Here is a 21,427-nt window from a genome sequence, read left to right on the forward strand (position 1 = left end):
TCGTGATTTCAAACCGCACTTTCGATCATCGCATTGACCCCCTTCCCGCTGTCGTGCTCCTGCTGCTGTTGGCGCTGACCACGCTGCTGGGTGGCTGCTCCCTGTTTGGCGAGAAGAAGGAGAAGCCCGAACTGAGCGAGCAGGAGTACTATAACCAGGCGCGCAAGGCGCTCGATGTGAACAATATACAGGAAGCCATCGAGCTGCTGCAGGCGCTCGAGTCGCGCTATCCGTTCGGCGCCTACGGCCAGCAGGGGCAACTGGAGCTGATCTATGCCCAGTACCGCAGCTTCGACTATGACAGCGCGGCGATTGCCGCCGACCGTTTCATCCGGCTGCACCCGACCCACACCAATGTCGACTACGCCTACTACATGAAGGGGCTGGCCAACTACGACCGCGACGACATGGGCTTTACCCGCTATCTGTCGCAGAATCCGGCAGAACGCGATCTGACCAACGCCCGCCAGGCCTACCTCGATTTTTCGCAGCTGGTCAACCGCTTTCCGACCAGTCCCTATGCCGCCGACGCCCGGCAGCGGATGATCTTTCTGCGCAACCAGCTGGCCGAGCGGGAGATCGTCATCGCCCGCTACTATTTCAAGCGCAAGGCCTATCTGGCCGCCGCCAACCGGGGCCGTTACCTGGTCGAGAACTATCCTGACTCGCCACTGGTCGGTGACGGGCTGGCGGTGATGGCCGAGGGCTACCGGCTGATGGAGCTGCCGGCACTGCAGGCCGACGCCGTCGAGGTGCTGCGGCTCAACCACCCGGACCATCCGAGTCTGCGCGGTGGGACCTTCAGTTTCGCCCTGCGGCTCGATGAACCGCATCAGGCGCAGTCGTCACAGAGCGCCGCTGCCTCGGCCACCGCGGAAGAGTCATCGGTCGTCGGCTTTTTCAAACGGCTGATCGGCAGCGGCGATGCGCCTGCGGCCCAGCCCTCTGCCGCACCCCCGCCGCCGACGCGCCACCCGACCGGTGGCGTGCGCTAGCCTTCAGAACCGATCCTTCAGACTCCAGCCCGAGGTGATCGGGTAGCGCCGGTCGCGACCGAAGGCGCGCTGGCTGATGCGCACGCCGATCGGCGCTTGGCGCCGCTTGTATTCGTTGCGGTCGATCATCCGCACCACCCTGTGCACCACCGCTTCGTCGAAACCCCGGGCGACGATCGCGTCGGCGCTCAGGTCATTCTCGATGTAGAGTTCGATGATCGCGTCGAGCAGCGGGTAGGGGGGCAGGGAGTCCTGGTCCTTCTGGTCGGGACGCAGCTCGGCAGAGGGTGGCCGGTCGATCACCCGCTGCGGGATGACCGGCGCGATGCCATTGCGGTAGTGGCAGAGCGCGTAGACCACCGTTTTCGGCACATCCTTCAGCACCGCAAAGCCACCGACCAGGTCGCCATAGAGTGTGGAGTAGCCGACCGCCATCTCGCTCTTGTTGCCGGTGCTGAGCACCATGCTGCGCTTTTTATTGGAGATGGCCATCAGCAGCACCCCGCGGCAGCGCGCCTGCAGGTTCTCTTCGGTGGTGTCGGGGGCAAGGCCGGCGAACTCGGTTTCCAGCCCGGCCATGAAGGCGTCGTACATCGGTGCGATCGAAATGATGCTGTAGTCGACCCCCATCACGCGGGCCTGGGCTTCGGCATCCTCCAGACTCATGGCCGAGGTGTAGTGAAACGGCATCATCACTGCCTGCACCCGGTCGGCGCCGACTGCGTCCACGGCAATGGCCAGCGTCAGTGCCGAGTCGATGCCCCCCGACAGCCCGATCACCACGCCGCTGAAACCGTTGCGGTCGACATAGTCACGCACGCCCACCACCAGCGCGTTGTAGATCGAGGCTTCGAGCGTGAGGTCGGCCAGTGGCTGGCGGCTGATGACGTCGCAGACGTTGCCATCGCCACTGAACTCGACCAGGCAGAGCCCTTCAGTGAAGCTCTCCATCTGCACCACGCAGTCGCCATGGCGGTCGACCACCATCGACGCGCCATCGAACACCAGCTCATCCTGGCCGCCGACCTGGTTCACATAGACGATCGGCAGACGGCCCTCGATGGCGCGGTGTCTGAGCAGTTCGCGCCGTTCCGAGGGTTTGCGGCGGTGGAAGGGCGAAGCATTGAGGTTGAGCAGCAGTTGGGCGCCGGCATCGGCGGCCTGCTGGACCGGACCCTCCTGCCAGACATCCTCGCAAATGGTCAGCCCGATGCGCAGGCCGTCGCGGTCGTAGACGCAGGGCGCCCCGCCCGGCTGAAAATAGCGCTTTTCATCGAAGACCTGGTAGTTCGGCAGCCGCTGCTTGCGGTACTCGGCGATCAGTTCGCCATCGCGGATCACCCCGGCCATGTTGTAGCGGCCGCTCTTCTTCTGAAAGGGGTAGCCGACGACGATGTCGACGCCGCGACAGAGTGGCTCTTCGACGCTGAACTGCCGCAGCTGCTGCAATGCGTCCTCCACCCGGATTTGCATGCTGGGCCGCAGCAGCAGGTCCTCGGGCGGATAGCCGGTGATCACCAGCTCGGGAAAGAGCACCACCTCGGCGCGCAACTCGGCAACGGCCCGGCGCACCTGCTGCATCACCAGCTCGACATTGCCCTTGATGTCCCCGACCAGGGGGTTGATCTGCGCCATCACCACACGCAAAGTGGTTGTCATAGTGCCTCGTTCGTTCTGGTGTCGATTGGATGACGGCGGTATTGTAATGACTGTTGTCAGAAGGCCAAAACCGTCCGTGCCGGTCGATCTTTCGACCGTGACTGCCGGTCTGCCGCACGCCCGTCCGTCGCTTTCGTGGTCACCATGCTGATCAGACTCTTTTTTGTCGCGCTGCTGCTGTTTGCCTGCTATCTGTACCTGCGCCATCGACGCAGTCGCCGTGCGGCGGAGCGTCCGCTTGGGCAGTTCGTCCGCTGCGCCCAGTGTGAACTGCATCTGCCGGCCGAGCAGGCGATTCGCGATGGCGACCACTGGTTCTGTGGTGAACCGCACCGCGCGCGTTACCGTGCCATCAACCGCCCCAAGCCGTGAACGTGGCCACACTCTTCGCGACACCGCAGCAGTCGTTGCCACGCACCGACCGACAGGTGGTCCGTGTCTACCTCTACTATCGGCTGATACTGGCGATCGTCCTGCTGGTGATGCGCTTTGGCGACGAGGGGCAGATCCATCTCGGGCAGTTGCTGCCCAGACTCTACCTGAGCGTTGCGCTCTGTTACCTGCTCAGCGCGCTGCTGGCGCCACTGCTGCATGCGTTGCTGTTCGGCTCCAGCCTCAACACCGCCCGGCTGTTCGCCCTGTTCAGCTTCGACATCCTGCTGTTCACGCTGCTGATGTACAGCAGCAGCGGGGTGACCAGCGGGCTTGGCAACCTCAGCCTGATCGCGGTGGCGGCCGGGAACATCCTGCTGCAAGGACGAATCGGCACCCTGCTGGCGGCGCTGGCCACGCTGCTGGTGATCGGTGAGGAGGGCTATCTGCTGCTGACCGCGCTGCCGCCGGGCGAGGAGTCCAACCGTTTCTTTCAGGCCGGTGTGCTGGGCACGCTCTACTTTGCCATTGCGCTCGGCATGCAGATGTTGTCGCGGCGGCTGTTGGCCAGCGATGAACTGGCACGGCAACGGGCACGTGACATCAGCGAGTTGCAGCAGCTCAACCACATGATCATCCAGCGGATGCGCACCGGCATCCTGGTGCTCGACCGCAATGATGACATCCGGATGATCAACCGCGCTGCGACCCTGCTGACGCAGATTCCGCCGACGGCGCAGGGTGGATTGCGGCAGCTCTCCGAACCGCTGTTCACTCGTCTGGAACAGTGGCGGCGCCAGCCCCGGCTGCGGCCATCGCTGTTCTCGCTGCCCAGGGGACCGCAGTTGCAGGTGAGCTTCGCCCGCCTCACCGATCAGCCCGACAGCGACACGCTGCTCTTCATCGAAGACCAGGCATTGCTGGCCCAGCAGGCGCAGCAGCTCAAGCTGGCATCGCTGGGTCGGCTCACCGCCAGCATTGCCCATGAGCTGCGCAACCCGCTGAGCGCGGTCAATCATGCCGCCCAGTTGCTCGACGAACTGGCGCTGCCCGATGCCGAGCAGCGGCGGCTGGCCCAGATCATTCAGAGCAATGCCCGGCGGATGAATGGCATCATCGAGAATGTGCAGCAGCTGTCACGCCGCGACCATGCCCGCGCCGGGCTGCTGCCACTCGCGCCCTGGCTCGAGCGGTTCCTGCACGAGAGCATTCTGCCGGCCTGGCCCGAGGCCGAGCTGGTGTGGCGGATCGAGCCGGAATCGATCGAGGTGCGGGTCGATCCCGGCCAGTTGGCCCAGATTCTGACCAACCTGATCGAAAATGGCCTGCGTTACAGTCGGCTGGCGACCGGCCGGGCCAGCCTGCGCATCGAGGCCGGCATCGACGGCGATCATGATCTGCCGTATCTTGCCATCATCGATCAGGGAGAGGGGGTTGCCGACGAGGCGCTCGACTCACTGTTCGAACCGTTCTTCACCACGGCGCCCAAGGGCTCCGGCCTCGGGCTCTACATTGCCCGTGAGCTGTGCCAGAGCAACCAGGCGACCATCGATTATCAGCGTGATGCCGGCGGCGGCAGCCGCTTCGTCATCACCTTCAGCCACCCGGAGCGCAGCCCAGGTCATCAGGATGGCAAAGAGCCCACAGACGCAGAAGAAGCAGATCCTGATCGTCGATGACGAGCCCGACCTGCGCGAGCTGGTTGCACTGACGCTGTCGCGGATGGGGCACGGCTGCCATGCCGCAGAAGATCTGCGCAGCGCACGCCAACTGTTGCAGACGCAGCGTTTCGACCTCTGCCTGACCGACATGCGGCTGCCCGATGGCAACGGGCTCGAACTGGTCGAGCACATCCAGTTGCACCATCCGGCGCTGCCGGTCGCGATGATCACCGCCCATGGCAGCATGGACAGCGCCATTGCCGCGCTGAAGGCCGGCGCCTTCGACTTCGTCACCAAACCGGTGGAGCTGGCGCAACTGCGCGAACTGGTCGAGAAGGCGCTCGCGCCGATGCAGCCGCTGGCCGCGCGCGTCGCCGCACTGCCGGAGCTGGCGCGCCTCTCCGGCGACTCCCCGGTGATGCAGGCGCTGCGCAGCCAGATTCGCAAGCTGGCGCGCAGCCAGGCGCCGGTGCACATCCAGGGCGAATCCGGCACCGGCAAGGAGCTGGTGGCACGGCTGATCCATCAGCTCGGGCCGCGCGGCGACGGCCCCTTCGTGCCGGTCAACTGCGGTGCCATCCCTTCAGAATTGATGGAGAGCGAGTTCTTCGGCCACCGCAAGGGCAGCTTCAGCGGCGCGGTGGAAGACAAGCCGGGGCTGTTCCAGGCGGCCAGCGGCGGGACGCTGTTTCTCGACGAGGTGGCCGACCTGCCGCTGCCGATGCAGGTCAAGCTGCTGCGGGCAATCCAGGAGAAACGGGTCCGCGCGATCGGTGCCCAGCAGGAGCAGCCGGTCGACACCCGCATTCTCAGCGCCACCCACAAGAACCTGCGCGCGCTGATCGAACAGGGGCTGTTTCGCGATGACCTCTACTACCGCATCAACGTCATCGAGCTGCGGGTGCCGAGCCTGCGCGAGCGGGTCGAGGACATTCCGCAACTGGCCCATGAGCTGCTGGCCCGTATTGCGCTGGAGTATCAGCTGCCGCCGCCGGAGCTGACCTCCGCCGCCATCGAGCGGCTCTGTCGCCATGGCTTCCCCGGCAATGTGCGCGAGCTGGAGAACATCCTGGAGCGCGCCTTCGCGCTCTGCGAAGGCGAGCGGATCGAAGCCGCCGACCTGCTGCTCGATGGCGAGAGCGCCACGGCCACCACCACTGAACCGGCCGAGCGCGCAGTGCGCCCCGCCACGCCCGAAGCGGCCATGCCGGCCGGCTCGCTGGAGCACTATCTGGAGCAGATCGAGCGGCAGGCGATCATCGGCGCGCTCGAAGAGACGCGCTGGAACAAGACCCAGGCGGCCAAAAAGCTCGGCATCACCTTTCGCGCGCTGCGCTACCGGCTGAAGAAGCTCAATCTCGAATAGCGGCCGCCGCCAGCAGCCGCGCTGGATCGAAGGCCGCGGCATCGACCCGGGGCGGCTGCCCCAGCAGCAGATCGACCAGCAGCTCGGCCGCCGCCGGTGCCATCACCAGCCCATTGCGAAAGTGGCCGCAGTTGAGGTGCAGGTTGTCGATGCCCGGCCAGCGGCCGATGAAGGGTGTTCCCTGCGGTGCGCCGGGCCGCAGACCGGCCCAGTGGGCGATCGGTTCGCGCTCCGCCAGTGCCGGCAGCAGTTGGCCGGCCACCGCCATCAGCTCGGTGCGCGCCGCTGCGGTCACCGCACAGTCGAAGCCGACCTGCTCCACGGTGCTGCCGACCAGAATCAAGCCATCACGGCGCGGAATCAGATAGTGGCCGGCGGCCAGCAGCATGGTCGACAGCAAGCCATTGCCCTGATAGAGCAGCATCTGCCCCCGCACCGGCGTCACCGGCAGCGTGGGCGGCGTTGGCAGCAGTGAGCTGCTCCAGGCGCCGGCGGTGACGATCACCTGATCGGCGCACCACTCGCCCTGACTGCCGAGCACCGCCTCGACCCGGCCACCGACGGTGCGCAATCCGCTCACGGTGCACTGCGGCACCAGGCGCACCCGGGGCATGTCGGCCAGCACCGCCAGCAGCGCCTGCAGCAGGCGCGGGTTGCGCAGGCTGGCCTGCTCCGGCAGCCAGAGCGCCTCCCCGGTCCGGGGCGACAGTGTCGGAAAGTGCGTTGTGAGCGCCGCGCCGTCGAGCCGCACCCAGGCGTGGCGCCACTGCCGCGCCCAGTCGCTGGCCTCGGCGATGCAGTCACTGTCGAGCAGCAGCAGGCCGCAGCGGTGCAGCTCCGGGTCGATGCCAGACTGCCGATGCAGCCGCGGCAGCCACTGGTCATAGAGCTGTCGGCCGCGCAGCGCCAGCGCGTTGATGGCCTCTGCATAGCGCCACGGGTAGAGCGGCGCCAGAATGCCGCCGCCGGCCCAGGAGGACTCCTTGCCGAACTCGCCCCGCTCCAGCAGCGTGACGCTGGCACCGGCCTCGGCCAGCCGCAGTGCGCAGGTCAGGCCGATGACGCCGCCGCCGATGATCAGAAAGTCGTGCATGGAACGGAATCGATTGCCGGGCGGCTGTTGCCGGCAGAGGTGACCCTCATGCTGCCGGACGGATCGCGCGTCACCAGCAGAGGTTGGTGGAGGTGGTGTTGCTGCTGTTCTTCGCCACCTTGGCGCCGGTGTGGGAGAGCGTGTAGGTGGCGCAACTGCGGTCCTTCAGTTGCGGGCTGTTGGCTGCCGGGGTGACGGTCAGCGTGAAACCCAGGCCCGCGTTGGTGGTGGAGAGCGCCAGCCCGTAGTAGCCCTCGGGCGAGGTGGCGCCGCCGATGTCCGACAGCGTACCGCTGTAGTGGCTGAAGCGGCTGAAGAACTTCTCCTGCTGCGCCGCCCCTTGCGTCAGCGCGATCTTGGCATCGGCGCGACGGCTTTTCATGATGCTGTCGCGGTAGGCCGGGTAGGCCACGGCCGCCAGAATGCCGACGATGGCGAGCGCCACCATCAGCTCGATCAGGCTGAAGCCGCCTGGGCGCTGGCGACTGCCATTCGATCGATCACGCATCATGCTTCCACTCCGGGTCAAACAGATTGGCCGCGGTTATACCACGAAAGCCCACCGAATTTTTCCGACTGCGTCACTTTTCCGGCCGCTGCTCAGCGCAATGGCAGCCGGCGCCACGATTTGCGTCCCGGCGAGACCGTGCTGCCGGTGAACTCGCTGCTGGTCAATGCGCCGGTCTCCTGCTGGGTGATGATCGAGCGCTTGCCACCCTCGCCGATGTAGACCACCGGCTTGGAGGAGAGCCCGCTGCCCAGGCTCAGGTAGGGCAGTGTCAGCCGCAGTGCATTGTTGGGAGTCTGGGTGTCACCGAAGGCCGCCTGGGGTGCGGCGGTGCCGCTCTGGTAGTCCAGCCCATAGAGCCTGCTCTGCCCGAAGTCGCAACTGCTGCCGGTCGGCGGCAGAAAGTCGGTGAAAAAGAGCGTGCTGCCGGCGCGGGTTGCCGGATTGATCACCCGTGCGCTGGGGTCGGGCGCGGGCGCTGCCAACTGGTAGACCCAGCCCTTCTTGTTGGTGCTGATGTGGTTCTTCAACGTGTTGAAGTCGTTGATGGTGACTGTGCCATCCACCAGCGGCGTCGCGGTGCCACTGCTGTCGATCAGCAGGCCGGTGTTGGCGACCTGAATCTGATCGGTGCGCAGCAGCGCCGTGTTGCTGCTGTCGAGCAGCACGCCATAGAAGCTGTTCTGGCCCGTCTCGTTGCGGTCGGAGGCGGCCAGCAGCTTGCCTTCGCCGGCGTAGAGCCATTTCTTGCCAGCGTTGTCGCGCACCGCCATCGGTGCGGCGATGATCGGGCGGGTGCCGATCACCTGGGTGACGCTGCCGAGGTCCGGATCGGCCCGGTAGAGCCCGCCGCTCTGGCTGCCGGCCGTGCCGCCGACCAGGCCGAAGTAGATCTCATCGGTGTTGCCATCGCCATCCCAATCCTGCGCCAGCGGGTCGCCGACGAAGCTGGCGACCGCCGTACTGCCGAGGTCGAGCGGTGCAAAACCGGTTACGAACGCTTTGTTGACCAGGTCGTAGCGGTAGAGCTGTGCATTCTGGCTGCTCACCGCGTCGGCGCTGGCCAGCGGCGTCGAGGCGGTCGGGCCGGAGCCGAACAGCAGCTCCCAGCCGTTGTTGGGGCGCCGCACCAGCGCCGGCAGCGCGGTGGTGAAGCCGAGCTGGCCATCGCTCAGTTCGGCCACCAGTTTGGGCGGCTGCTCCGGGTTGGTGATGTCGAGCACCAGATAGGCCGAGCGGTAGCTGCGGTCGGGGGTATTGCCATCACCATCGTCGTCGATGTCGATCGGCACCCCGCCAAAGCGCATGCCGATCACCAGAATGGTGCCCCAGCCGTCGGGGTGGTCACTGTCGTTGGCAAACGCCTTGACGTCGAAGCTCTGGGCGGTGCCATCGACATAGAAGATGTGCTCATAGTTGGGCGCGGTCAGCCAGCGCAGGTGCGGCAGCAGGTTCTGCGGCACATAGGCCCAGAGTTCGGCGCCGAGCGGGTGGCTGGTCTCACCGTTGTTGGCGGTCGTCGCGAACTGCTTGTTGGCCTCGTCCCAGAAGCCGCCATTGAAGGCGTGCACCATGCCGTCGTTGGCGCCGACATAGACCACCTGCCGGCGCTTGGCATATTTGGCCTTGAAGGCGGCATAGCTGCTGTCGCCAAGGCGCAGGTCATGGCCGGCGTTGGGCGCGCCCACCACCACCGGCGAGCTGTTGATGATGTCGCCCAGCAGCCAGGGTTTGGCGCCATTGCCATCGTAATCGATGGTGCGGCTGCGGTAGCCGGCGATCTCTTGGCCACGGATGAAGTTGATGATGTCGGTGGCCTCGCCTTGCGGATTGGCCGAGCTGGTGTCGGGGTTCAGCTCGCGAAAGCGGCTGGCCAGGGCGGTGCTGGTGAAGTCGCTCAGGGTGCCATCGGTGGCGGCAGGGTCGCGGGTGTAGATCGCCCGGCCGTTGCTGGCGATGTCGGCATAGTTGCGCTGTGGCATGAGTGGGGCATGGTTTGCCGCCCGTGCCAGTTCATCGCGGGCATTCCACAGCGTCTTCAGATCGGTCAGCGGCCGCACCGTGGGAGTGACGATCTTGATGTTGCTGCAATCGGCCGTGACGCCGCTGTAGCGGCGAATCTTGGTGCCGGTCGGCAGGTTGACCGAATCGAAGAAGATCTCCACCACCGGGTCGACATCGCAGCCATCGAGCGTGGCATTGCCCGTGGTCGGGGAATTGCCACCGAAATCCTCCCGCAGCCGGCCCTGTCCATCGATGAAGAGCCCATGCAGCGTGCCGGCCCAGGTGATGCTGTTCTGCCCCGCCTCGATGCGCGGATGGTAGAGCGCCTGATAGACCGCCCCCTCGCCGGAGACATTGTTCGCCACCACCGCCGCCGCGGTGCCGGAGGCCACCGAGCCGGCCACCGAGGCGAAGATGCGGTTCAGCGCCGCCTCCAGACTGCTGGGGCTGCGCAGTTGAAAGTAGTTGTCGGGCACGCCATCGGATCCTGCGGCACCGGTCAGGTTGTTGACACTGTCCCACTCGCGTGGGTCGTTTGGCGAGTTGCTGCTGTCGAGGTCATTGAAGCCGCCATACTTGGCCGCCAGCCACAGTGGTTTCTGCAGGGTGGTGCCGCCACCGGTGATCGACAGATTTTGAAAGCCTGATGCCGTGCCGCCGCCGTTGCTGCCCTGCGCAACCGTGATCTCTTTTGGATAGTTCATGGGCTGCTGTGGATCGGTGCCCACCAAGGTAAAGCCCATATCGAAGGCGGCATCGGCCTGGTCTCTGGTCACGACCGTCCTGACGTGAAGTGTGCCGTTCACCTCGCAATACTCCAGCCGCTGTTCCGCGTCGAAGTCGTAGTCACTGCCCCAGGCGGTGCCCTCCCAGGTCAGCAGAAAGCGGTGGTAACTGCCATTGTTGGTGCAGGGCGAGGGGAGTGTGGCGGGGGCGGGGGGCGGTTCGCTGACCACATCGATCAGTGAGCACTTCTGCAAGAGGTAGGGAGCGTTTCCGTTGGCAGAGTATTCCGACCTGCACAGCGGCACGATCTGCGCCTGCTTCGTGCCGCTGGTGACGGTGAAGCTGGGCAGGTCCTCGGCCACCGAGACCGCGAAGGTCTTGATCTTCTGGGTGCCATTGAGGCCAGTACGCAGATCCTTGATCGCCGCCTCGTAGGCCAGTCCGGCGATGCCGTAGCCGCCCTCGGCGCTGGGGGCCTCGGGGCAGATGCCATCGGCCTGATCGAGCGTGCCGGCCGCCAGCGTCTTGGGGCTGCACTCCTGGTCGGTACTGCTGCCAACCCGGCCGGCCAGCACGCTGGCGCCATCCAGCCCCTCCTTGTTCTGCACGGCATTGGTGGCCGTGGCCACGGCGAATCCAGTCGGCAGACCGCTGGAGGGCCAGTCGGCTGCATCGCGCATCGAGTCGAACGAACCCTGCGAGGTGGAGATCAGCAGCACCGCACACTGGGCGCAGGGCACGGCACTGTTGCCGGGACCGAAGTTGTAGGGGTCGCTCCAACTGGTCAGCCGGGTCAGCCCGGGAATCATGGCTGCTTCAGTTGGCGCTGGACTGTACCGGGAGGGCGAAGGCGAACTAGTGAAAGCCGCAGAGGCGGCACTGGCGCCGGCCAGATAGCGCACCGCTTCGAGGTAGAGCTCACCGAGCGGGTTGCCCCAGTCGGCGCAGGAGCCATCCTTGACGGCTGCGGATGAGACGTAGCTATTGCAGGGTGGATAGCGCAGAAGGGATGAGGTCGAGAAGTCCATCTGATAGGTGGCGATGCGCAGTTTGTCGAGCGTGCCGATCAGGCTGCCGGCAGTGATCTGGCCGGTGGCAACATTGACCTCGCTGAGCAGGCCGACCCCCTGGCGCAGCACACCACCATGGCTGTTGTTGTCGTAGCTGCCGGTCATCAGCCCGAAGCGCATCTGGCCGCGCTCGCCATAGCGTTGCAGCAGACCGATCGGCTTGAACAGGTCATCGCTGGCATTGTTTGGCGTGCCGTTGTCGTAGCGCTTGCAGCGGGCGGAGAGCGGCCCATCCTGGCCGGCGACGCAGCGCTCCACCAGCACCTGGTAGGCGTTGCTGGTGTCATTGCCAACGGGGCGATCGGGCTGGGCAAGAGCGCTGTCCCGGTGGGTGGTGCCATGCCACTGACACTGCGCCACCTCGGTCGAGGCCCAGTTGGGATAGCCAACCTTGCCGGCCGCCACATTGCCATAGGCCACTCGCAGCAGGGGGGGGTAGCTGGTGGTGTTGAGGGTGCCGCTCAGATTGGTCGAAGCCGGCCACTGGGAGACATTGCACAGCGTGATGGCGCCATTGGTCGGACTGCCTTCCACCAGGTCGGCCAGCGCGATGGCGCCGCTGGCGGCACCGTCATAGACCTTGGCAAAGGCATGGATGTCGGGCGGGATCAGCTCGCGCTCCAGCAGCACCGCGCCACTGCTGGTGACCGGATCGACCTGCCGCTTGCCGCCATGGAGCACGGTGCGGATCAGGTCGATGCGGGTCATGCTGGCCCAGTTGAGAAAGTTGCCGCTCCAGCCGTCGGTGGTGTGACAGCGGTGCGAGCCGCTGTCGACCTGACCGATCGGTGAGAACTTGTCGTTGTCGTACTGGTAACAGAAGTTGCTGTCGAAATTGCCCAGATACTCGATGGTGTCCTTGTAGCTGGTGTCGATCTGGCCATCGCCATCGATGTCGCTGTAGTCGGAGTAGGCCTTGCGGAACAGCTCGTGGTCGCGCGACATCGCGATCAGCAGCAGCGGCGGGGTGGCCTCGACCGCGGTGACCGGCAGGCTGGTGTAGTTCGAGGGGTTGCCGGTGGGGGCGGCGAACAGCGGTGCGCTCAGCAGCAGGGTCAGCAGGGTCAGCAGGCGTGACAGTGCGGCGGGCATGGGGGTGCTCCGGTCATTTGACATAGGTGGATTGCAGCATCACCTGGGCGCGGTCGGTGCCGCCGCCGGCCAGCGCGGTGATGCGGTAGACGCGCTGGCAGCCGGCGTTGGCCGGGTCGAACGGATGGCCGGCGCAGTCCTCGGGTGGCGCCGTCGCCGGGCGGGCGAGCCCGGCCAGTTCGATGATGTAGCGGGCCGGTGCCCTGACGCCGGGCAGGTTGGCGCCGTAGGTGAGGTGGCGTCCGGCGTTGTTCCAGACATCGACGCTGCCGACCGGCGTGCCGCTGTCGCAGACCGGCAGTTCCCAGCGTTCGTAGAGGTGGCCCGCCTGGTGACAGGCCTTGCCGAGGCTGGCGGCATGGCCGGTGTCGAACTGTCTGGACTGGCAGTAGCCGCCCGTGCAGCTGTTGCCGCCGGCTTTGATGCGGGCGTCCAGCAGGGCGGAAGAGCTGGAGTGGATGGTGCGTTCGCCCTCGCGCAGTGCCGCCTCGGCCGACTGGATCGCCAGCTCCTGGTCGCGGTAGTGGCCGGTCATGCGCGCCTCCAGCAGGCTGCCGCCCATGCTGGCCAGCCCCATGACGGTGAGGATCAGCAGCAGAATCAGGCTGACCAGCAGGATGATGCCGCGCTGGCGCGCTGGCGCGCCGAAGGTCGATTGGAGTCGGTCAGCCATCGAAACGCCCCCGGTTGCGCAGCTTGATGACGGTGCTGACCACCTTGCGCAGCTTGCGGTCGGCAAGGCTGGTGAACTGGGTACCGGCCAGATCGAAGGTCTCGGCCGCCGGCTGGCTCTTGATGTCGTCGGCCGAGACCAGCAGCAGCGCGATCTCGATGGTCACCACCGGGTGGGTGCCGATGCCATCGGCGCTGACCAGGCTGTTGGCCACGCCGTCGTTATCGGTGTCGATGCCGTAGCGCAGTTGCAGGCTCTCGACCCCTTCGGCCAGCTCCTCGGCAGTTTCACCGGCTTCATCACGGTAGATCTTGCGGTAGAGCGCTGGCCGATCGGCCGGGTTGCGGCCGATGTAGAACACCGTGTTCCTGACGCCATGGAGCTCGCTGGCCTGGGTGATCGGGGCCGACCAGACAGCGGCGCGGTTGCCCGGGGTCAGCGCCGTGCCGGCGGCGTTGTTGCAGCCGGCACTGCGGTCGAGGTCGCGGCTGTCGCTGGCGCCGCCGCCGCAGTTCTGGAACAGGTCGGCGCTGGCGCAACTCGACAGCAGCAGAAAGAGGTTGCGCCGGTCTTTTTTCTGCGTGGCGGTCGAGGCGGCAAAGCTCTGTGCCGCATTGTCGGGGTTGAGGTCCCACTCGCCGGCTTCGTCGAGGTCGACCTGCGGCGTGGTGATGTCGACCCGGGTCACGCCAGTGGCCAGCGCGATGTCGATGCGCTGGTCGGCGCGCTTGACCACCAGCAGGTCGCTGCCCTGGACCACGTCGTTCTGGAAGTCGGCAGCGAGGTCGCCGCCGGCCGGGCTGCGCCAACTGTTGAGGGCGAGGCCATTCGGGTTCTGGGTGGTCTGGGTGAAGCCGTTGCCGGGCGCGGTGCCGCTGTAGTTCCAGCCATCGACGGCGGTGGCGAGGTCGAACAGTGTGGCGTCGTAGTCGGCTGAAGCGGTGTCGAGCAGGTTGTTGATGATCGGCGAGCAGCCGGCATAGCCGGCCATCCGTGCCTCATCGCCGAGGCTCTGCAACAGGTGGCGGCCGCTCTCTTGCAGCGACGCCAGCGCGTTCTGGGTCTTCTGGCTCTCCTTGCCGCCGATGACGATGCGGGTGAGGCCGGCCAGCAGCAGCAGCGACAGCGTCAACGTCACCAGCAGCTCGACCAGACTGAGACCGGCCTGACGCGCCGGCCGCTTCACAGTTCGCTCCGCAGGACGATGCTGCGCGGGGTGAACTCGCGCTGCGGGCCATTGGCGGTGCTGGCGAGATCCTGCTCCGACCACTGCACGGTCACCTCGAACAGGTTGGTGGCAGGCCGGCTGATTGCGCCCTGGCCATTGGGCAGCTGCTGCAGGCCGAGCTTCCAGCGGTACAGGTCGTTGCCGGCCACCGCAGTGGTCGTGCAGTTGCTGTTGCAGGGGGTGTAGGTGCTGGCCGGCTGTGTCAGCGCGGTCTGGTAGGGAGCGCCGGGTTTGAGCGCCTCGGTGCGGTTGGCGCGCATCCGGTCGAGCATCTCCTGCGCTGCCACCGTGGCCTGGGTGCGCAGCAGCGCGCTGCGGTTCTCCTGTACCGCCACCGATTGCAGTCCGGCCAGTCCGAGCAGCGCCACCCCCAGCACCAGCAGCGCGACCAGCAGTTCGATCAGCGTGAAACCGCGGATATGGGGTGGTGGAGGCGGGCGGCTCGGCATCGGGGCTTCCGGGTGGTCGGGTCGGTACGGCGCTGGCCGGACTCTAGCCTGCTGCGACACTGCACGCAAAGGCAGCGGACCGGCGGCGGAAAAATGGCGACCGGCGGTCGGTTTGGCGTCGGTTTGCGGTGGTTGCTATCTGGGGCTGTAGAGCAGGTCGGCACCGCTGGCGGCGCCGCTCTCGCCCTGCAGGCTCCAGGCGCGGCCGAGCCGATAGCGCAGCACGACCTTGTTGTCACCGGCCATCAGGCCGAAGTAGTAGCCGAGGTGGAGTCGCGGCGAGAGCTGGGTGCCGAGCGTCAGCCAGGGCTGCTGACTGAAGTCATCCTGCTCGATCGCGACATTGCCGATGCCCAGGCGCTGCCCCAGCCACTGCGACAGCAGCTCGCCGCCCTGCAGAAAGGCCGAGGAGGCGGCACCCATCAGCAGGTCGGAGTCGCCCTGTCCGACCTGTGACAGCGGCTTGCCGACCACCAGCCAGGAGAGGATTTCGCTCTGCGCCATCGGCTCGGAGGCGTAGAGGGTGATGCGTGGCGTCTGGGCGGTGCCGCGGCCCTGAACCCCGACGGTCAGCTCGCCATGGCGGCGGGTGGCGAGCAGGTCGATGGCCGGATCATCGAGGGGCGACTGGGCAAAGAGCAGCCGCCCCCGCTCGATGTTGAGCTGCTTGCCATAGATGGCGAAACGGCCCTTGTCGACCCGCAGTTCGCCGCTGCCGCTGGGGGGAGCGCTGCCGGAGTCGATCAGCCGCAGCTTGCCGCTGACGAGACCATCGAAGCCATGACCCTTGAATTCGACCCGGTCGCCCAGCTCGATCAGCAGGTCACTGTCGAGATGCCAGCGTGGTTGCGGCGTCGGCGACTGGGCGCCGACGATGACCACATCGGCCGAGGCGGGCACGGCCGGGGAGCTCTGGCGCAGCTCGACATGGGCGCGCGGCACCCTGATCTGCCCGTGCAGACGGGCCTGACCCGGTTGCAGTGTCAGTTGCAGCGCCGGCGCGATCTCCACCCGGGTGTCGGGCAGGTCACTCACCCGCAGGTCGGTGCCATCGAGTCGGGCGTCGAGCCGCCAGGGCGCGCGATAGCGGCCACTGCCTTGCAGTTGCAACGGGCCCCCGGCACGGCCATGGCCAGTCAGGCGAAAGTCGCCCTCCTCGAACAGGTTGATGGTGAGGCCGATCTCGTTCATCCGCAGGCCATGACGGGCGATTTCGAGCGTGCCCTGTTGCAGTTGCAGCGCGCCGCTGAGCCGGGGGGTGGTGACCGTACCGCCCAGCCGCAGCGACAGGTCGAAGGCGCCGCCGAGAGTGGTCGTCTGCGGAATCACCCCTTCGATCCAGCGGATGTCGGCAAGCCGGGTGGCGAGATGGCCGCTGAGTGGACTGTCGAGCAGCCGCTCGAAGCGCCAGGGGGCGGGCGTCGTCGGGGTGATGCGTGCCTCGGCATTGAACGACTCGGTGGCCGAGAGACGCAGGCTGGCACTGGCCGCAATCCCCTGTCCATCGCTCGCCAGACTCAGCAGCGCGCCCTGATGGCGCCAAGGGTCGGTGTCGTTGGCCATTGGCTGGCCGGTCGAACGGCTGAGGGTGCCGGGGCTCAGTCGCAGTGTGCCGTCGATTCGTTCGAGGTGCTCGGCCGACAGGCGAGCGTGCAGTTCACCGCTGGCAGTACCGGACAGGTCGAGGTCGGGCATCAGCAGCATGGTCCAGGGGGCCAGTTCGATCGCCTCGAATGTCGTGGCCAGCTCGAACTCACCGCCGAATCGGCCGCGCAGGGTCGCGCAGGCGCGCTCGGTGCCCGGTCCGAGCAGGCAAGCCTGTTCCAGCGACAGGCGGTCGCGGCCGAAGTCGAAACGGACCGGTTCGGCGAGCGTCCAGGCAGGTCGTGCCGGCAGCACGGCCAGGTGCAGTGCGTCGATCGCTCCCTGCCAACGCCGGTCGCGGTAACCGGCGGTCATCTCCAGCTGGAGTGCGCTCCGATGGCCATCGCGCAGCAGGTCGAGCTGCAACCGGTGTGCATCCACGCGGCCCTGACCGCGCAGTGTCAGCCGTGGCCACGGCTGGCCGAGACCGGTCAATGTATCGGCCTGCAGGGTGATGCGGCTCTCGGCGGCGGGGTCGAGGTCGAGCCGCAGCCGCGTCTCGGCCTGCTGCGCCGACCAGGTGCGCCACCGCAGCCGCTGGCCCTGACCTTCGAACTCGATTCGCGGCGATTGGCGGTGGCCCTGCACCTTGCCTTGCAGCGACAGGGTGCCAGCGCCGTCGGCCAGCCACAGGCCGAGGTCGGCGAAGTGGGCGGAGAGGTCGAGGTCGATCTGCTCGCCCAGTCGACCGCGGGCGCTCAACTGGCTGCTGGCGCCACTCAGTTGCAGCCGATCGAGCTGCCACGCACCCGGTTGCCAGCCGGCATCGATCAGCAACTGGTGTTGCGCCGCACCATGGTCGAGCAGGCCGTCACTCAGACGCAGGCGCAGCTCGGCGAGGCTTTCGCCATAGTGACCGGAGAGTGTCAAAAGGCCGCTGCCGATCACCTTGCGTTGCAGCAGTGGCGACAGGTCGAGCCGTTGCAACTGGCTCTGCATCGAGAATTGCCTGCCGGCCAGATCGAGGCTGCCCTGGGCGTCAATCTGCCCTTGCAGCAGTTCGCCGCCGAATCGGGTCAGCTCGATCCTTTGCGGCGTGCCCTGCAGTTGCAGCTGCCAGTGGGAGTCGCCGATCGGTTCAGCCTGCAACCGTGCGGAAAGGGTCGCCTGGTAGTGATCGAGGTCGCCGGTCAGATGCAGTTGGCCGGCCGGGCTGTGCAGGCGCGGTGCGGCCACTGGCCAGCCGAGGTCGAGCCAGTCGCTGTGCAGGTCGAGGTGGCGGCTGTCGTTCCAGAGGTCGGCGATGCGACCGCGCAGCGTCACTACGCTTGCTCCGGCACCCCAGTGCAGTCGCGCGGAGTCGATGTCGAGCAGGTCGTCGTCGAGCCGGGTCCTGGCCTGCAACTGCACCGGTCCGAGCGGCAGGCCGGAGAGTGCCATGGCGAGCTCGGCCGTGGTGCGTGCGCCTTCGCCCTGCAACTGCGCCGTGCCGCTCAGTGCCAGTGCGGGTTGCCCGATCAGCCGTCCGGGCAGCGCGATCAGTTCGAGCTGCGCCTGCCAGTCGAACCGGTCCGTGGCCGGCTGTGCCGTGCCGGCGATTCGCCATTGCGCCGGGCTGGTCGAGTCGAGCGAGAATTCGAGCAGCTCGTCGAAATGGCCCCGCAGGCTGGCATCGACCGTCACCGGTTCGTCGCGCCACTGGCCGCGCAAGGTGCCCTGCAACTGCATCGCCGCGGACCTCTGCAGATCGAGGGTGCCGCTCAGCCGGGCCTGCCAGGGTGCCCGCTCGACCTCCAGCAGGGTCAGTGTGACCTGCGCTGCGAAGGCGCGGGCCACCAGCGTGACGCGGTCGATGGTCAGGGCCTCGGAGGTGCTGCCGCCAATCCGCAGGTCGGTCAGTTGTGCATGGCGCAGTTCGATCGGCAGCGGCAGGCTCAGGGTGGGTGGGGTGAATCCGCTGCCGCTGCCGGCGGTCGGCCAATCGACATGCAGGCCGTCGAGTGACAGTGCATCGAAGCGCAGTTCACCGCGCAGCAGTGCCGGGCGCGACAGCGCCCAGCTCAGCCGGCGCAGGCTGACATGACGCTGTGCAAGACGGTAGTCGATGTCGCGCAGTTCCAATGTGCCGAGCAGCGCCCCTTCGCTCTGCGCCACCTGCAGTTCACCGGGCAGCAGCCAGTGCAGGGTGCGCCACAACAGTGGCGGCGCTGCCGGACTCAGCAGCAGCCAGCCGAGGGCGCACAGCGACAGCAGGGCCGACAGTGGAAATGCCCAGCGCAGCAGGCGCTTCACAGATCGGGTCCCATCGTGAAGTGGAGTCGCCAGCCGCCCTCGGCAAAGGGGTGCGGATGGGCCAGGTCGATCCGGACCCAGCCCACCGGCAACTTCCAGCGCAGACCCAGGCCGACACCGCGATGCAGCGGCTGATCGAAGCGGTCGAAGGCATTGCCGGCATCGATGAAAATGGCGCCACGCCAGTCGTCGTTGAACGGATGTTCATACTCGACGCTGCCCACCAGCAGGTGCTTGCCACCCACCACCTCGCCATCGGCATCTTCCGGCCCCAGCGCCTTGTAGTCATGGCCGCGCACGCTCTGGTCACCGCCGGCGAAAAACCGCACCGAAGGGGGCAGCTGGTCGAAATCATCGACCCAGCTGCTGCCCAGTTCGAGGCGGGTCAGCAGTCGGCCTTCGCCGAGGGGATCGATGCGCTTGCCCTTGAGTGAAGCCTGCACGAAGGTGGCATCGGACAGCGTCCCCTCGATGCTGCCGCGCAGCGACAGTTGCAGGCTGTTGCCGTGGGTCACATGGATCGGGTGGTCGGCCTGGGTCCGGGTCAGGCCGAGCGTTGGCATCAGCAGCTGAGAGAGTCCCTCTTCGTCGCCGATCTGGAACCGTTCGGACTGATAATCCAGACCGATCAGCCGGCGCCACTGCCCCAGACCCTGCTGCACGCCGACGCCGAATTTGAAGGCCGTGCTCTCGCTGTCGTTGGGTGGCTGGTCGTTCTCCCAGCCGGCATGGGTGATGAACTGATCCCGGTCCGGGCGGGCCAGTGGAATCAGATGGCGGGCATCGATCTTCTGGTTCAGTTGCGACAGCACCGCCTCGCTGTCGAAGCGATGCCCCTGCGGATTGATCGGCTGGTATTCGTAACTGCCCCGCATCCGGGCGCCGGTGTCGGTGCCATAGCCGGCACCGATCTGGAACCTGTCCTGTTTGCGGTCGAACAGTTTCACCTCGACCGGCACCTCGTCGTTGTCCGTCTGCTCGGGGTGTGCGACCACCTCGACCTGACTGAAGTAGCCGCTGTCGACCAGCCGCTCCTGCAGACGCAGCAGCGCCGACTGGCGATACGGAGTGCCCGGCGCCTGCCGCAGGTAGCGGCGCAGCAGCTCGGGCGAAATTCTCGAATCGCTGAACCGGACCGGCCCCAGGCGATGGCGCGGACCGCTGTCGAACCAGAGCTGGATGTCGGCCTGATACCGATCGAGGTCGACCCGCACCTGGTGGCGGGTGAAGCGGGCGGTGAAGTAGCCCCGCTCGGCCGCCAGCCGCTGGATCTGCTTCTTGGCGGCCTCGTACTGGTCGTGCCGCAGTGTTGCACCGCTCTTCAGCGGCAGCTCATGTTGCAGGCGCAGCATCTCTTCGTCCTGTTCGGCCGCGCCGGTGAAGCGCAGATCGACCTGACCGATCGGCAGCGGCGCGCCGGGGTTGATCCGGTAGCGGGCCTGCCACTGCCGGGCGTCGCGCTCGACCGCGCCATCGACCGTGGCGCGGTAGTAACCGAGTGGGCGCAGCGCATCGATGATCTGCTGCCCGGCACGGCGGTGCAGCAGCCTGATCCGTGCCGGCGAGAGCGCACGATCACCCTGCTGGGCGATCGTCAGTGTGGCCAGGATGTTGTCCCGCGCGCTGGTGTCGACGCCGCTCAGTTCGACGCGGACCGGCAGATCGGTCTCGGCCCGCAGCGCGGCTGAGCAGAGGCAGCAGAGCAGCAGCAGTGGCCAGAGGCGAGAAGGTGTTCTCAATGTCGAGCTGCCGACGCAACTGCGGCGGTGGGAAGAGTGGAACAACCTGAAATTCCATCTAGTTTTACAGCCATGTGCAGCTCGATGGCTGCGCCAGTCCGGGAAGGCGCAGGTCGCTCATGCGGCTGCATGTTGCGCGATTGTGCCGCCCGTTTTTTTCACCATGGCAAAAGAGGTTCTCATGCGGCGATATCTGGCGGGTTCGATGATGGCGGTTGCGCTCTGGAGCGTCCAGTCCGATGCCGCGCTGATCTATTCGAACAATTTCGACACGCCGGCCTTCAAGGCCGCGGGTGTCTCGGCCAGCCTGACCGGGGGCTTCGTCGGCGCTGTCTCCGCTGGCCCCTATGCCGGCAGTCTCGGCAAAAGCTGGGCCGGCAATTACTTCAATGGCAATGGCGCTTCGGCCACGCTGACGCTGACCGGTCTGCCAGTACACACCGGGGTCAACGTCGATCTGCTGCTCGGCTTTCTCAACTCCTGGGACAGCCGCAATGGCACCGTGGCGCGGGATGATCTGAACCTCTACATCGATGGGCGTCTGCTGTTGAGCATGACCACCAACAATGCCTCCGGGACGGTGGTCGATTTCGATGGCGGCACCTTGCTGGTGAACGACGGCCAGATCGATTCCAACCGCTTTTTTTCGGATGATCTGGTGGACATGGCGACCGCCTCGCTGTTGACGCTCGCCCACACCGCGCCGAGCCTGACGCTGCGGATCACCCCTACCGGTCGCGGCTGGCAGGGCTGGCCGGACGAGGGCTGGGGCATGGATGCGCTGCGGGTGTCAGTGACCGGCGATGAGTCGACCCATGGGGTGCCGGTCGGACCGACGCTCTCGCTGTTCGGCATCGGGCTGGCGGGGTTGGGTCTGGCGCGCTGGCATGGTGCCAGGCGCCGGGGATGATTGCGT

The 21,427-nt window shown here is 66.7% G+C and carries 14 protein-coding genes; 5 read left to right on the forward strand and 9 right to left on the reverse strand.

Annotation, left to right across the window (positions count from 1 at the left end):
* Positions 1-53 precede the first annotated feature (53 nt).
* Positions 54-995 (forward strand): outer membrane protein assembly factor BamD, encoded by a 942-nt coding sequence (locus H7A13_09250; GenBank protein ID MCP5333523.1) that lies wholly within the window; start codon positions 54-56, stop codon positions 993-995.
* A 3-nt stretch (positions 996-998) separates the two neighbouring features.
* Here the strand turns inward: H7A13_09250 and H7A13_09255 are convergent, their stop codons facing one another.
* Positions 999-2,654 (reverse strand): NAD+ synthase, encoded by a 1,656-nt coding sequence (locus tag H7A13_09255; GenBank protein MCP5333524.1) that lies wholly within the window; start codon positions 2,652-2,654, stop codon positions 999-1,001.
* A gap of 144 nt (positions 2,655-2,798) precedes the next feature.
* On the opposite strand from H7A13_09255, the gene H7A13_09260 reads away from it, so the two are divergent.
* The 3 genes from H7A13_09260 to H7A13_09270 are packed head-to-tail and all read left to right on the forward strand — an operon-like array spanning position 2,799 to position 6,053.
* The gene (locus H7A13_09260; protein ID MCP5333525.1) at positions 2,799-3,026 is read left to right on the forward strand and encodes a hypothetical protein; all 228 of its coding nucleotides are present in this window, start codon (positions 2,799-2,801) and stop codon (positions 3,024-3,026) included.
* Positions 3,027-3,028: 2 nt separating this feature from the next.
* The gene (locus H7A13_09265; protein MCP5333526.1) at positions 3,029-4,705 is read left to right on the forward strand and encodes a HAMP domain-containing histidine kinase; all 1,677 of its coding nucleotides are present in this window, start codon (positions 3,029-3,031) and stop codon (positions 4,703-4,705) included.
* A complete protein-coding gene (locus H7A13_09270) occupies positions 4,656-6,053 on the forward strand; it encodes a sigma-54-dependent Fis family transcriptional regulator (GenBank protein MCP5333527.1) in 1,398 nt (465 codons plus the stop codon). Before H7A13_09265 ends, H7A13_09270 begins: the two co-directional genes overlap by 50 nt.
* Here the strand turns inward: H7A13_09270 and thiO are convergent.
* From thiO to H7A13_09310, 8 genes are all read right to left on the reverse strand, one after another.
* Complete coding sequence (thiO, locus tag H7A13_09275) at positions 6,040-7,146, reverse strand: glycine oxidase ThiO (GenBank protein MCP5333528.1); 1,107 nt, start codon at positions 7,144-7,146, stop codon at positions 6,040-6,042. The genes H7A13_09270 and thiO overlap by 14 nt on opposite strands.
* A 70-nt stretch (positions 7,147-7,216) precedes the next feature.
* The gene (locus tag H7A13_09280) at positions 7,217-7,654 is read right to left on the reverse strand and encodes a prepilin-type N-terminal cleavage/methylation domain-containing protein (GenBank protein MCP5333529.1); all 438 of its coding nucleotides are present in this window, start codon (positions 7,652-7,654) and stop codon (positions 7,217-7,219) included.
* A 92-nt stretch (positions 7,655-7,746) separates the two neighbouring features.
* Entirely contained in the window at positions 7,747-12,546 is a 4,800-nt protein-coding gene (locus H7A13_09285) for a hypothetical protein (protein MCP5333530.1), read from the reverse strand.
* A 13-nt stretch (positions 12,547-12,559) separates the two neighbouring features.
* Positions 12,560-13,219 carry a hypothetical protein gene (locus H7A13_09290; GenBank protein ID MCP5333531.1) on the reverse strand — a complete coding sequence of 220 codons (660 nt, stop codon included), beginning with the start codon at positions 13,217-13,219 and terminating at the stop codon, positions 12,560-12,562.
* A complete protein-coding gene (locus H7A13_09295) occupies positions 13,212-14,405 on the reverse strand; it encodes a PilW family protein (protein ID MCP5333532.1) in 1,194 nt (397 codons plus the stop codon). The genes H7A13_09290 and H7A13_09295 overlap by 8 nt, the downstream gene beginning before the upstream one ends.
* The gene (pilV, locus tag H7A13_09300) at positions 14,402-14,896 is read right to left on the reverse strand and encodes a type IV pilus modification protein PilV (protein ID MCP5333533.1); all 495 of its coding nucleotides are present in this window, start codon (positions 14,894-14,896) and stop codon (positions 14,402-14,404) included. The genes H7A13_09295 and pilV overlap by 4 nt, the downstream gene beginning before the upstream one ends.
* Positions 14,897-15,031: 135 nt before the next feature.
* Positions 15,032-18,772 carry a translocation/assembly module TamB domain-containing protein gene (locus tag H7A13_09305; GenBank protein ID MCP5333534.1) on the reverse strand — a complete coding sequence of 1,247 codons (3,741 nt, stop codon included), beginning with the start codon at positions 18,770-18,772 and terminating at the stop codon, positions 15,032-15,034.
* Positions 18,769-20,511 (reverse strand): outer membrane protein assembly factor, encoded by a 1,743-nt coding sequence (locus H7A13_09310; protein MCP5333535.1) that lies wholly within the window; start codon positions 20,509-20,511, stop codon positions 18,769-18,771. The genes H7A13_09305 and H7A13_09310 overlap by 4 nt, the downstream gene beginning before the upstream one ends.
* Before the next feature lie 181 nt (positions 20,512-20,692).
* Between H7A13_09310 and H7A13_09315 the strand changes: the two genes are divergently transcribed.
* Complete coding sequence (locus H7A13_09315) at positions 20,693-21,421, forward strand: hypothetical protein (protein MCP5333536.1); 729 nt, start codon at positions 20,693-20,695, stop codon at positions 21,419-21,421.
* Positions 21,422-21,427: the final 6 nt, after the last annotated feature.

The organism is Pseudomonadales bacterium (assembly GCA_024234215.1).
In the GTDB taxonomy this organism is placed as follows: Bacteria; Pseudomonadota; Gammaproteobacteria; order Pseudomonadales; family UBA5862; genus JACKOQ01.